The sequence below is a fragment of the Pseudomonas sp. FP198 genome, assembly GCF_030687895.1.
In the GTDB taxonomy this organism is placed as follows: Bacteria; Pseudomonadota; Gammaproteobacteria; order Pseudomonadales; family Pseudomonadaceae; genus Aquipseudomonas.
The window spans coordinates 3,232,401-3,246,772 of the sequence record NZ_CP117452.1 but is presented as its reverse complement, the minus strand read 5'-3'; the positions used below and the strand labels follow the sequence as shown (position 1 = coordinate 3,246,772).

Annotated in this window: 2 protein-coding genes; both read left to right on the top strand. The window is 64.3% G+C overall.

Features of this window, described 5'->3' with window-relative positions; translation table 11 throughout:
* Window positions 1-40: 40 nt before the first annotated feature.
* Complete coding sequence (locus PSH78_RS14650; RefSeq protein ID WP_305494994.1) at window positions 41-4,855, top strand: non-ribosomal peptide synthetase; 4,815 nt, start codon at window positions 41-43, stop codon at window positions 4,853-4,855.
* A 43-nt stretch (window positions 4,856-4,898) separates the two neighbouring features.
* The gene (locus PSH78_RS14645) at window positions 4,899-14,363 is read left to right on the top strand and encodes a non-ribosomal peptide synthetase (RefSeq protein ID WP_305494992.1); all 9,465 of its coding nucleotides are present in this window, start codon (window positions 4,899-4,901) and stop codon (window positions 14,361-14,363) included.
* Window positions 14,364-14,372 lie beyond the last annotated feature (9 nt).

Below are 14,372 nucleotides of genomic sequence, written 5' to 3'. Positions count from 1 at the left end.
ATTGGGTGGCTTTCCAAACAAGAAAAATGAAGGACATCAAATGCTCGATCGCCTGATGCATCGCTGCTGGCTGCGTGGAATCCGCCTATCGGAAGCCGAAGGTCAACTGGACATCGTGCCCGGGTCGCAAGGTGCTTTGACGGATGAACTTGAAGTTGAGCTCCGTTCGCGAGAGCACGAAGTGTTGCAATGGCTGGCCCTGCATCCCGATTATCTTGATGCGCGGCCACTGACCGACAATGAGCAGGCTCTCTGGTTTCTACAGCGACTGGAACCCGACAGTTGTGCCTATAACCTTGCTTACGCAGGACGAATCAAGGCGCAGTTCGTAACGGAGGACTTGCCCCGGCGCCTACAAGACGCCTGGGCCATGATTCAGCGGCGTTACCCGGTGTTGAGCACAGCCTACGGTGAACGCAACGGCGACCTGGTGCAGTGGAGTCATAGCGAAAATATCCAGCCGTTGCAGTGGGTTGCCTTGCAGGCGGCGGATACCGATACCTTGCACCAACGCATTGCCGAACTGGCCGACCGGCCTTTCAATCTCCAGGCCGGGGAAGTCAGCAGGGCCGTGGTGCTGAGCAACGCCCGGGATGGTCATACCGAGCTCACGCTGCTGCTGGTGATCCATCACATTGCTGCCGATCCGGCCACGTTCCATATCGTGCTCAACGAGTTGTTCGCACAGGTCGATGGTCAGCCGTTGCCTGCGATCAATCCTGATGCCTATCGCAACTACAACAGTGAGCTGCACGTGCGTAGCGAGGCGACTGAAGCTGCGGAGCTGGCATGGTGGCAGGCGCAACTGAGCGAAGCCCCGACGCTGGAGTTGCCGACGGATTTCGCCTTTGGCGGTAATCGCTCATTCGAAGGGATGGAGCTGCCGGTTCGCTTCGATCCCGCCACCACGGCGAGGGCAAGGGCCCGGGCCCGCGAGTGGGGCGTGACGCCTTACGTCTGGTGGTTCTCGCTGTTTCAACAGTTTCTCGGGGTGTTGTCCGGGCAAGACGATTTTGTGCTGGGTACGGCCGGCGGTCTGCGCCTGCGACGCGAACACCTCAATTTGCCGGGCTATCTGGTCAACTCGCTGCCGGTTCGCTGTCGCTTGCAGCCAGACCTTTCAAGTCGTGACTGGGCCCGTGAGGTAGACGCTACCGTCAAGCAGGCCCTCGCGCACCGACACTACCCGTTCTCGCGCCTGGTCAAGCAGTTGAACCTTGAGCGTCAGGCGGGCAAGGCGCCGCTGTTCCAGCACATGTTCACGCTCAACAAGGAACGTGCCGCGCCGTTTCACCAGTACGTGGATCCCGTGTTGTCGGAACAGCGTGGAGCGGCCCATGAACTGAACATGGTTGTGGTGGATGAGGAGGAGGGTTTCCTCTGTCGGTGGCGTTACAGCAAGGCTTTGTACCGTCACGAAACAGTCCAGCGTTATTGCGACCAGTTCGTTGCATTGGTCCACGCGGTCATCGAACAGCCGGACGTACCTTTTGCCCAGCTCGACTGGCTGCCGTCCGCGCAACGATCGATCCTCAATGGCGAGGACCTACCGGTCCCGGTCAGCAACGCCTGGCAGGCGTTCGTCCAGCAGTGCGCCCACAAGTCTGATTCGATTGCGCTGCAAGACGAACAAGGCACATTGAGCTATGCCGAGCTGGGCCAAGCGGTGGTTGCCCGTGGCGAGCGCTTGCAGGCCGGCGCGAACCTCGAGGGCGCACGCATCGCCTTGTGCCTGCCCCGCAGTCGCGAACTGGTGATGCACATGCTCGCGGCCTGGCAGTGCGGCGCCACCTACCTGGCCCTCGATCCGCAGTGGCCGCAGTCGCGTCTGCAGGACATCTGCGAGGATGCCACGCCCCGGGTCTGGGTGGGCGAGGGCCTGCGTCCCGAATGGCTGCCTGAACCGGTACGGTGGCTGTCGCTGCCAACTGCACCGTTGTCCTGCGAATCGCCATTACGCGCAGCCGTGGCCGCGGACCTGCCGGCCTACATCGTCTATACCTCCGGCTCCACCGGACGGCCGAAGGGCGTGGCGGTCAGCCAGGCCAACCTGATTCATTATGTGACCGGGTGCCTTGAACGCCTGGACCTGACCGCCGATGCCAGCCTTGCCAGCCTGGCCAGTTGCGCCACCGACCTGGGGCACACGGCGTTGTTCGGCGCATTGCTCAGTGGTCGGCGCCTGCGCTTGCTGGCCGAGGAACTGGCCTTCGATGCCGAGGAGCTGGCTACGGTGCTTGAGCGCGAGCCCGTGGACCTGCTGAAAATCGTGCCGTCGCACCTCAACGCCTTGCTGGTCGCCAATGATCCGCAGCGCTTGTTGCCGCGCCAGTGCCTGGTGACCGGCGGCGAAGCCTTGGGCCAGGAGCTGGTTTCGCGGCTGCGCGCCTTGCAGCCGGACCTGCGCATCGTCAACCACTACGGCCCCAGCGAAACCACCGTCGGGGTGTTGACTCATGAGGTCGATACCCGCGGCGCAGCGCCGCTGGGTCGACCCCTGCCGAACGTCCAGGTCAGCGTGCGTTCGCCCGCCGGCGCGCTCTTGCCGACCGGCGTCAGTGGCGAGCTGTACATCCAGGGGGCGACCGTTGCGCTGGGCTACCTCAGCGCGACCGACGCAGACCGGGCCCGCTTTGGCCGGCACGGTTATCGCACCGGCGATCGGGTTCGACTCAATCATCAAGGGCAGGTTGAGTTTCTCGGTCGGCTCGATGAGCAGGTGAAGATCCGCGGTTACCGGGTAGAACCGGCCGAAGTCGCGGCGCGATTGCGCGCGATGCCGCGGGTCGGCGACGTGCAGGTGCTGAACAGTCCTTCGCCGTTGACCGGCAATCGCCTGGTGGCGTTCCTGGTCGCGCCAGCTGCCGCGCTGCCCTACATTCAAGCCGCCCTGCAAGGGCAACTGCCGGACTACATGCAACCGGCCCAATGGCATTGCCTCGAGGGTTTCGCCTTGCTGCCCAACGGCAAGGTCGATCGCCAGGCATTGCTGCGATGGGACGAGCAGGCGCCGGCCCAAGCGCCGGCGAAGACTTCGCTCGATCAGCCATTGGACGCGGTTGAAAGCGCATTGCTGGACATCTGGCGCGGGCTGCTCGGCAATCCCGACCTGGGGCCCGATGACAACTTCTTTGCCCTCGGCGGCGACTCGATCCTCGGCTTGCAGATCATTGCCCTGGCGCGCCAGCAGAACATCCTGATGACGCCCAAGCAGCTGTTCGCCGAACAGACCGTGCGCGCCTTGGCGCGAGTGGTGCAGACACCGCAGCGCAGTCTCGAACAGCGCTTGCTCGACATCGCTCGGGAGATTCTCAACAATCCGCAGCTGCGGGTCGATGACAATTTCTTCAGCGTTGGTGGCGACTCGATCCTGAGTTTGCAGATCATCGCCCGGGCCAAGCAGCAGGGCCTGCAGCTCAAGCCCAAGCAGATTTTCGAGTTCCCGACCGTGCGCGGCTGGGCCGAACAGGTGGTTGACCTTGGCGCGGCGAAGGAGGGTGCCAAGCCTTCCGTGCTCGAGCCCACCACGGCATTTGCCTTGACGCCGATCCAGCAATGGTTCTTCGCCCAAGAGCAAAGCCAGCCCGGGTATTGGAACCAGTCATTGCTGCTGGCGTTGGATCAGCCATTGGAACCGGCGCGGTTTACCCAGGCCGTGGGCGCGCTGTTGCAGCGTCACGCCAGCTTGCGCCTGATCTTTGAAGCCTCGCCGCAAGGCTGGCAACAACGCTACCAGGCGTTTTCCCAATCCCAGGTCGACGGGTTGTTCCATGTCGAGGAGCAACCCCTGAACGAAGCGCTGTTGCAGCACTGGCAGCAAGGCTTCGATCTGGCAACGGCGCCGTTGATTCGCTGGGTGTATTTCGCCCAGAGCCGGGAGTTGCTCTGCACGGCGCATCACTTGCTCGTCGATGCAGTGTCGTGGCAGGTGCTGCTGGAGGAGCTGGAAAGTCTCTACCTGCAACCGGACCTGGCGTTGCCGGCCGTCTCGGCGGGTTTCCATGTGTGGAGCGAGGCCCTGCAGCAACACCGCCGCGAGCCGGCCGTACTGGCCCAGGTTGATTACTGGCACGAACAACTGCGTGCAGAGGGCGTTGTCCCCGAACAGGCGAATACCTACGGCGCAAGCCGGACGCTGGACACGCAACTGTCGTTCGAGCAGACGCAGTTGTTGCTGGGCGACTGCCACGCCGCCTATGGCACCCAGGTCCAGGATTTGCTGGTGGCGGCTTTGGCCGGCGTCATCGGCCAGTGGCAGGGTCGCGAGCGCGTCACCCTTGAGCTGGAAAGCCATGGCCGCAGCGGCTGGGAGCCGGGACCCGATTTGTCCCGCTCGATCGGTTGGCACACCAGCCGCTATCCACTGGCGGTCGACACTTCATGGGATCTGGAGCCCTCGATCATCGCGGCCAAGGAAGCCCTGCGCCGCGTACCCGAGCAAGGCATCGGCTACGGTCTGTTGCGCCAGGATCCGGCGCACGGCCTGGCTGCGGCCTCGCTGTTGACGTTCAACTATCTGGGGCGGGTCGATCAATGGATCGGCGCTTCGCGCCTCTGGCGTCTGGCGCGGCCGGTGTGTCCAGGCATGCGCGCCGAGAGCACGCGTCGCACGCATTGGCTGGACGTGACGGCGCTGATCAACGAAGGGCAGTTGCATGTGGAGTGGCGTTATGCGCCGCAAGTCCATGACCCGGCGCTGGTGGGCGAGTTGGCGCGGCAGTTCCAACAACGCCTCACAGCCTTGCTGGAGCATTGCCAGGCGCCTTCGGCTGGCCGCGCCACAGCTTCGGATTTCGCCGACTCAGGCTTGTCCGACGATGAATTCCTGGGGCTGCTCGAACAACTCGAACAGTGAAACCTCTGCGTCCCCAAACATTACAGGTTCGGATACCGTCAGCATGAACGACAAGGTCAAAGCTCTTTCGCGCAATATCGAAGCTATTTACCCGCTGGCTCCCATGCAGCAAGGATTGCTGTTCCACAGCCTGATGCACCCGGGCAAGGGCATGTATCTGCTGCAATACCGGCACGTCATGGTCATGCCGAACCTCGACCTGGCGGCGTTCCGCCAGGCCTGGGCGCAAGTGGTGGAACGCCATGAACTGCTGCGCACCTCCTTCGTCTGGAAGCAGCAGAAGCGCCCGATGCAAGTGGTGCACAAGCAGGTCGAACTGCCGATCACTTATGAGGATTGGTCGCACCTGGGCGAAGCCGAGCAGCACGCGCGTCTGGAGCAGTTGCTCAGCGCGGAACGCACCGAAGGGCTGGACTTCACCAAGGCACCGCTGATGCGGGTCAGGCTGTACAAGCTGGCGCCCGACACCTATCAGTTCGTGCGCAGCTACCACCACATCCTGATGGATGCCTGGTGCTTCTCGATCATCATGATGGACTTCCTCAACGGCTACCGCGCCGCCCAGGAAGGCCGTCGATTGAACCTCCCGGCGCCCCGTCCCTATCGCGATTTCATTCGTTGGCTGGAAACCCAGAAGCCGGAGGATCACCAGGCCTTCTGGCAACAACGCCTGGCGGGTTTCGACACACCAAACGAGTTCGGCTTCGGCCATGTCGGCCGCATCCAGGGCGCCAGTGAACCGGTCGAGGATTGTGTCGAGTTTCTGCAGCCTGAGCAGACCCTGGCATTGCAAAACGTCGCGGCGCAGCACGGCCTGACCCTCAACACGCTGGTGCAGGGCGCCTGGGCCTTGTTGCTGGCGCGCTACAGCGGTGATCGCGACCTGGTGTTCGGTATCACCGTCGCCGGTCGTCCGGTCCACCTGCAAGGTATGGAAAGCATCGTCGGCCTGTTCATCAACAGCTTGCCGCTGCGCTGGAGCTGGCGCCCGGATGACGCGCTTGGCCCGTGGCTGAAAGCCTTGCAGACCGAGAACCTGAGCCTGCGTGAACACGAGAGTGTGTCCCTGGCCGACATCCAGCGCTGGAGCGATGTCCAGCGCCAGGACCTGTTTCAGAGTCTGTTCGTGTTCGAGAACGCGCCCATCGCCGCCGACCTGCGCCAGGGGCAGCTGGACTACCTGATCAGCGACATGGCCAACCGCACCCACACCAATTACCCGATCACCGTGGTCATCGTGCCGGGCGAACGCCTGCACCTGCAACTGACCTACCAGACCGACTGGTTCCTGCGTGAAGAAGTCGAGCAGATGCTGCGCCACTTCCGTGCCCTGCTGTTGAACATGGGCCAGGCCCTGGGCGCGAACGCCGCAACGCCTTTGCATCAACTGGCGATGCTCGATGAAAGTGAAATCCGCCATCAGCACCAGGTCTGGGCCGGTGGAGGCCTGGCGGCCGACGAACAACTGCTGCAACCGTTGTTCATCGAACGCTTTCAGCAGCAGGTCCGCCAGAATCCAGGGCGCGTCGCCGTAGTCCATGGCGAGCACAGCCTGAGCTTCGATCAGTTGAACCGCGCCGCCAACCGGCTGGCCCGACACCTGCGGGCACAAGGGGTGAGCAGCGACGATCTGATTGCGGTGTTCGATGAGCGCGGGCTGGACCTGGTGGTGATGATTGTCGCCACGCTCAAAGCCGGTGCCGGTTGGCTGCCGCTCGATCCACGCAACCCGGCCCAACGCCTGGCCCAGGTGCTGCGCCAGAGCCGCACGCCGTTGCTGGTGCACAGCGCGGGGCAGGGCGAGTTGGCCATGCAGGCACTGGATCTGCTCGAACAGCGGCCCAAGGCCGTGCGTTATGACCCCTCGATGCTGAGCGGCTACAGCGATGAAAACCTGAATATCGCAGTGCACGGCGACTCGTTGGCCTATTGCATCTTCACGTCCGGTTCCACCGGCACGCCGAAGGGCGCCATGGTGGCCCAGGCGGGCATGCTCAACAATATTCTCGGCAAACTGCCGGGGCTGGGGCTCGATGCAAATGATGTGATCGCCCAGACCGCACCGCAGTGCTTCGACATCTCGGTCTGGCAAACCCTCGCGGGCCTGGTGCTGGGCGCACGCACGGTGATTCTCGGTGACTGTGTGGTGCAGGACCCCGAGGCGCTGGCAACGGCCATCGGCCGGCACGGCGTCAGCATCCTTGAAGCGGTGCCGTCATTGATGCAAAGCCTGCTCGACGCCGGCCTGGAGACGTCGCCCCTGCGCTGGGTCCTCGCCACGGGTGAGGCCTTGCCGCCAGCCTTGGCGCGACGCTGGTTCGAGCGCTATCCGGCGATCCCGCTGATGAACGCCTACGGTCCGGCCGAATGCTCCGATGACGTCGCCTTCCACCCGCTGCTGGAACGCTTGCCGGAACAACGCATCAACGTACCGATCGGGCGCGCCACGCTGAACAATCGCCTGTATCTGCTCAATGCTGATCTGCAACCGATACCGGTTGGCGCAGTGGGCGAGATTTTCGTCGCCGGTGTCGGCGTCGGGCGCGGCTACATGGCCGACCCGGCGCGCACGGCGGCGGTGTTCCTGCCGGATCCGATTGCCAACGACGGTTCGCGCCTGTATCGCACCGGCGACCTGGCGCGCTTCCTGCCCAATGGCGACCTGGAATACGTCGGACGCACCGACCACCAGGTCAAGATTCGCGGGCACCGTATCGAACTGGACGAGATCGAAGCCTGCCTGACCCGTTACCCAGGGGTGCGGGAAGCGGTGGTGGTGGCCCGCGACGACCAGCAGCGCTCCAAGGTGCTGGTGGCTTATGTCGTGGCCGAGGTCGGGTGCGGCATCGAGGCGTTGCGCGAGCATGTGCTGGGCAATCTGCCGGCCTACATGATCCCGAGTGCATTCGTGTTCCTGGAGCGTTTCCCGCTCAACGGCAACGGCAAGATCGATCGCAAATCCTTGCCCGCTCCGGATTTCGCCGCGCAAAGCCAGGCCCGTTATGTGGCACCCAGCAGCGCGTTGCAAGGCCAGTTGGTGGAAGCCTGGCAAAGCGTGCTCGGGCTCGAACAGGTGGGCGTCGAGGATAACTTCTTCGAACTCGGCGGCCATTCGCTGCTGGCCACTCAACTGATTGGCCTGATCGGCAAACTCACAGGCAAGGACTTGCCGTTGCGCGTGGTCTTCGAGCGTCCAACCATCACCGCCATGGCCGATTGGCTGGAAAGCCAGGCCGGTGCGGTAAAACCGTCGCCAACCCTGCTGCCACGACCAGAAAAGCTGCCGCTGTCGTTTGCCCAGCAACGTCTCTGGTTCTTGCAGCAACTCGACCCGCAGAGCCCGGCGTACAACCTGGCGGGCGCGGTACGCCTGACCGGCGAGCTGCATGTCGCTGACCTGCATGCGGCGTTGCAAGCGGTAGTCGACCAGCACGAGGTGCTGCGCAGCGGCTATGTCAGCGGGGCCGAAGGGCCGAGCCAGGTGATCCTGGCGCAGACCGAAGTTGATTTGCCGGTGATCGATGTGGCGAGCGAAGAGGCGCTGCACGATCGGCTGCGTCAGGATGCAATGACCCCGTTTGCGCTGGAAGCGGCGCCGTTGCTGCGCGCCCGGCTGTATCGCCTGGCGCCGCAGGTGTCAGTCCTGTCGCTGAACTGTCATCACATCGTTGCCGATGGCTGGTCCCTGCAACTGATCATCGACGCTTTGTGCGAGCAGTATCGCAACCGCCGCCAGGGCCAGGCGACTCAACGGCTCGCCCCGGCGATGCAATACGCTGACTACGCCGTCTGGCAGCACCAGTGGATGCGCAGCAAGGCGTGCGCGCAAGAGCTGGCCTACTGGCGCGAGCAACTGGCCGGTGAACTGCCAGTGCTCGACCTGGCGGCCGATTTTGCCCGACCTGCCCAGGCCAGCCAGGCCGGAGGGCGTGTCGAGCGACGCTTGCCCGAAGACCTGGCAGCCCGCCTGAAGGCCTTCAGCGCTCGCCACGGCTGGAGCAATTTCATCCCGATGCTGACCGCTTTCCAGTTGCTGTTGCGCAGTCGCAGCGGCGAAGACGACATTCTGGTCGGTGTTCCAGCGGCCAACCGGCACCATGCGGTGTTGCAGCCTCTGGTCGGTTGCTTCGTCAACACGCTGGTGTACCGCAGGAAACTTTCCGGCGAGCGCAGCCTGCTGCAACTGATGAGCGAGTTGCAGGCGCTGTCCGTGTCGGTCCAGTCCCATCAGGATTTGCCGTTCGATTACCTGATCGAACAACTCGGCGTGGTTCGGCAGGTGAGCTACAACCCGCTGTTCCAGGTGATGTTCAACTATTTCCCGGGTAATGCCCTGGAGCGTTTCGACCTCACCGAGGTCATTGCCGAACCGCTGGACAACCGTCCGGACAGCGCGCTGTGCGACCTGCACCTGGATGTGCGCGACAGCGAGCACGGCATCACCCTGAGCTTGCAGTACAGCAGCGATCTGTTCCGTGAACAGACCGTGCAAGCGATGGCCGCACAGTACCTGGCGTTGCTCGACGCGTTGATCGAGCAGTCCGATCAGCCGTTGGGTGAGCTGGCATGGCAGCCGGCCGAGCGGGATCTTGCGCGGATTGATGGTCGCGCGGTGAAGGGTCATCAGGACATCCTCCAGGCCTTTGCGCTTCAGGTTGCCCGCCAGCCCGCGGCGATTGCCGTCGTGGCAGGTAATGAACAGCTGACCTACGCCGAACTGGATCAGGCCGCCGGGCGGCTGGCGGCGAAGTTGCAGGCCCAGGGCGTCGGTGTCGAAGACCGCGTTGTGCTGAGCCTGCCCCGCGACGCGCGCCTGCCGATGGCCATGTTGGCGGTGCTCAAGGCCGGCGCTGCGTATGTGCCCTTGGCCGAGGACACGCCACCGGAGCGTGGCCGCTACATTCTCCAAGCGGCCCGGCCCACGTTGTGCCTGGGCACGGCGGCGAGTCTCGGTGTGTTGGCGCAGTGGAACAGCGGCCTGCCGTTGCTCGACATTGAAGCCAGCGCTCCAACCGACACCTTCAATGCAATGACCTGCGTCGCCGGTCAGCTCGCCTACGTGCTGTATACCTCGGGTTCCACCGGCCAGCCCAAAGGCGTGGCGATCAGCCGTGGCAACCTGATGAACCTGATGCTGGCCGTCGAGCAGGTCCTGCCGATGACGGCCCGGGACCGGGTCCTGGCGCTGACCACTGCGACGTTCGACATTGCCATCGTCGAGTTGCTCCTGCCCCTGGCCCGAGGCGCCAGTATCCTGCTCGCCGATCGCGAACAGGCGCGGGACCCGCAGGCCATCGACCAGTTGTTGCTGTCCGGCCAACCCACCGTCATGCAGGCCACGCCGGCTACCTGGCGGATGCTGGTGGCGCATACCTCGCGCAGTTGGCAAGGCGTGCGCGCCGTCTCCGGTGGCGAGGCCTTGCCGTGCGCATTGGCCGAAGCCATCGAGGGCAGGGGCGCCGAGGTCATCAATGGCTACGGGCCGACGGAAGCGACCGTCTACAGCACCTTTGAAGTGCGCAGCGGCAACGAAGCCGGCGCTGAGGTGCCGATCGGGCAACCGGTGGCCAATACCGCCGCGTACGTTCTCGATGCCGACTTGCAACCGGTGGCCGCCGGGGTTCCCGGTGAGCTGTACCTGGCCGGGGCCAACCTGGGCCGCGGTTATTTCGCCGCCGCGCGCCTGACCGCCGCGGCGTTCCTGCCGGATCCTTTCGTGGCCGGCGCGCGCATGTACCGTACCGGCGACCGGGTCAGGCGGAACAGCAATGGCAGCCTCGATTACCTGGGACGCCTGGATTTCCAGGTCAAGCTGCGGGGTTTTCGCATCGAATTGGGCGAAATCGAAGCACTGTTGTCCCGCATCCATGGGGTTCGCGAGGCGGCTGTCGTGTTGTTGGGCAGCGGTGAGTCGGCGCGCCTGGTGGGCTATTACGCAGGCGATGCGCTGGATGAAGCGCTGTTGCGTGACACTCTTGGCGCTCAGTTGCCGGACTACATGCTGCCCAGTCAGTTTGTGCGTCTCGACACGCTGCCGTTGAGCCCGAGTGGCAAGGTCGACCGCAAGGCCCTGCCGGCACCGCAACAGCGTGACGGCCAGCATGGCGCGTTGGCGGGTGAGTGGGAACTGGCGCTGGCCGAGCTCTGGAAGGAGCTGTTGGGATGCACCGAGGTGGGCGCCGACGATAACTTCTTTGCCTTGGGCGGACACTCGCTCCTGGCGGCGCGGCTGGTCGCGCGGATCGCCGAACAGCATGGCCGGCGCCTGCCATTGCGCAGCGTGTTCGAGCAACCGCTGCTGCGTGACCTGGCCGCTACGCTGGCCCAGGCAAGCACCGAGGCCGACGGCATCCTGCGCGCTTTCGAAGAGCCCTTGGCACCGTTGCATTTCACCCAGCAACGCTTGTGGTTCCTTGATCGCCTGCAGGGCGATACCCAGGCCTATCACTTGTCCCTGGCCCTGCGCCTGGCTGGCAACTTGCAACCGGAAGTGCTGGAGCGGGCGCTGGCGCAACTGGTTGCCCGTCAACACGGCCTGCGAACGCTGTTCAGCGAAACAGCCGAGGGTGCGCGCCAGCGTGTCGAGGCCCTGGGCGTCATGCCGCTGAGCTTCGAGCCACTGGAAAATGATGAACAATCGAGCGCTTTCACGCAGAAACTGAGCCATGAGGCGCAGCGTCCGTTCGACCTCACCGCGCCGCCGCTGTGGCGCGTGCGGGTGTACCAGGGCCACGACCGCAGCGTGCTGCAAGTGACTGTGCATCACATCATCGCTGATGCGCGCTCGTTGGAGATTCTCTTCAACGAACTGCAACTGATCTACCAGGCTTTGCTGGAAGGGCGCGACGCTTGCCTGCCACCGCTGCCGCTGCAATTCTCCGATATCGCGGCCAGCTGGCAGAGCCCGGCCGGGCAGGCACGAATCGAAGCGCAGCTCGGGTACTGGCGTGACGCCCTGGCGGGCGAGCCGCCCGTGCTGAATCTGCCGACCGATCTGCCGCGGCCCGCCGAGCAGGGCTACAACGGCCAGCGGCTGCGCTTCAACCTGCCAACTGTGCTGGTCCGGCGCCTGCGCGAAACGGCACAACGCCACGGCCTGACCGCTTTCGCACCGTTGCTGGCGGCCTGGAAAACCCTGTTGGCCAGGCACTCGGGACAGCGCGAAATCTGGGTCGGCCTGCCGGTCGCCCATCGCCATCAGGCCCACACGGATAACCTGATCGGTTACTTCGCCACCACCCAGGTACTGCGTAGCCACATCGACCCGCAACAATCGGTCGAGCAGTTCTGGCAACAATTGCAAGCCACTCACCTGGCGGCACAACAGCATGCCGACGTGCCGTTCGAGCGCTTGGTGGAAGCGTTGCAGGTGCGCCGCGATCTCAGCCACACACCGCTGTTCCAGGCGTTGTTCAACCTGATCCAGCGGGATGCCAACGCAGCGCTCGAACAGCGCTTCGCCGGGCTGCCGGCACAGCGCCTGAACGTCGAAAGCGCCAGCGCCCTGGTGGACATCGGCCTGCATATCGAGCAGCAGGGCGAGGATTGGCAGTGCGTGCTGGAATACAACACCGACCTGTTCCTGGCACACACCGCGCAGCGTTACGCCGCTGAGTTCCGTTACCTGCTCGAAGGCATGCTCGAGCAACCCGAGGCGCGCCTCTGGGACATCGACCTGGCGAATGCCGACCATGCGCTCGCCGAGCGGCCGTGGAATCGGCCCGCGCAATCCTTGAGTGCCGCAGTGGACGTGATTGCCCGCTTCGAACGGCAAGCCGTCCTGACGCCTGAAGCCCTTGCCGTCGATTGCCAGGACCGGCAACTGAACTACACGCAACTCAACGCCATCAGCAATCGATTGGCCCATTGGCTGCGTGCGCGCAATGTCGGCACCGATGATCTGGTTGCCGTTTGCCTGAGTCGCGGCCCGTGGTTGCTGCCCACCCTGTTGGCGATCCACAAGGCGGGCGCGGCGTACCTGCCGCTGGATCCGCAACACCCGAGCGAACGCCTGCGCTTCATCATCGATCACGCGCGTCCAGCCCTGGTGCTCAGCGAAAGCCTGTGCGCCGAGGCCTTGGCCGGCGTCGATCACGTCCTGCTCGATCAGTTGCCGCTGGATGCCAGCAGCGATGCCAACCTGACGTTGGCGGTGGACCCGCGGCAGCGTGCATATGTGATCTATACCTCGGGCTCGACCGGCACACCGAAAGGCGTGCAGGTGACCCGTGGCAACCTGAGCAATCTGTTGGCCGGTCTCGATCGCTTGCTGCCGCTTGGCGCCGAGGATGTCTGGCTCGCCAGCACCACGTACGCCTTCGATATGTGCAAGCCGGAGCTGTTCCTGCCGCTGGTCAACGGCGCCGCGATCCTGCTGGCGCGGCGCGAGCAGGTGGTCGATGGGCATCAGCTGTTCGCGCTGCTGCGTCGGGCCACGGTGTTCCAGGCGACACCGGCCGGTTGGCAGATCCTGCTGGAGACCGGCCAGGCTGACTGGCCGCCTTTGCGTGGCCTGATCGGTGGCGAGGCGGTGCCCGGTGGACTGGTGAACGAATTGCGTGGCCGAGGCGTGGCGTTGATCAACGCTTATGGGCCGACGGAAACCACCGTCTGGTCGACCACCCAGGCGTTGCAAGACGTGCCGTCCGGCGTCGCCGACATCGGCGCGCCCTTGCTCAACACCCGTTGCTACGTGCTCGACGACATGCTCCGCCCGGTTCCGCTGGGCGCCACTGGCGAACTGTATATCGCCGGCTCCGGGGTTACCCGTGGGTATCAGCACGCGCCCGCCATCACGGCGGCGGCGTACTTGCCCGACCCTTATGCCGGCGAACCCGGCAGCCGGATGTACCGCACCGGCGACCTGGTACGCCGCCGCAACGATGGGGCACTGGCCTATGTCGGTCGCGGTGATTTCCAGGTCAAGGTGCGCGGATTCCGCATCGAACCGGGCGAAATCGAATCGCTGCTGCGCCGTTACCCGGGCGTCGAAGAAGCCGTGGTGATGATCGATTCGCGCAGCCAGAGCCTGTTCGCCTGGCTGCAAACGCCGAACCCGGTTGATCAGGCGGCGCTGCGTCGGTATCTCGAAGGCGTGCTGCCGGGCTACATGATTCCGGCCGGCTTCATCGAACAACCGCGCTTTGCCCTCAATGCCAACGGCAAGATCGACCGCAAGGCACTGCCGGCACCGCAGCCCGTGGCGATCCAGGGCGTGGCACCGCGCAACGAACTGGAACAGCAACTGGCGGACATCTGGCAGAACCTGCTCGAGTTGCCGCAAGTCGGGGTATTCACCAGCTTCTTCGAGCTGGGCGGGCATTCGTTGTTGGCGATGCGTTTGATGACCCAGGTCGAAAGCCGCTTCGGCGTCAAGCTTGAGCTGCGCAGCCTGTTCCAGAACCCGACGATCGCGGCGCTCGCCGAGCAGATCGAAAAGCCCCAGGGGCCTTCGACCGACGAAGCCCTGGACGAAATGCAGCGCCTGTTATCAGAGATGGAAGAGTAAGGATGAGTA

What these genes read in the sequence shown, in the direction of transcription:
- PSH78_RS14645 (WP_305494992.1), top strand. Translation starts at nt 4,899, where the DNA reads ATGAACGACAAGGTCAAAGCTCTTTCGCGCAATATCGAAGCTATTTAC.
- PSH78_RS14650 (WP_305494994.1), top strand. Translation starts at nt 41, where the DNA reads ATGCTCGATCGCCTGATGCATCGCTGCTGGCTGCGTGGAATCCGCCTA.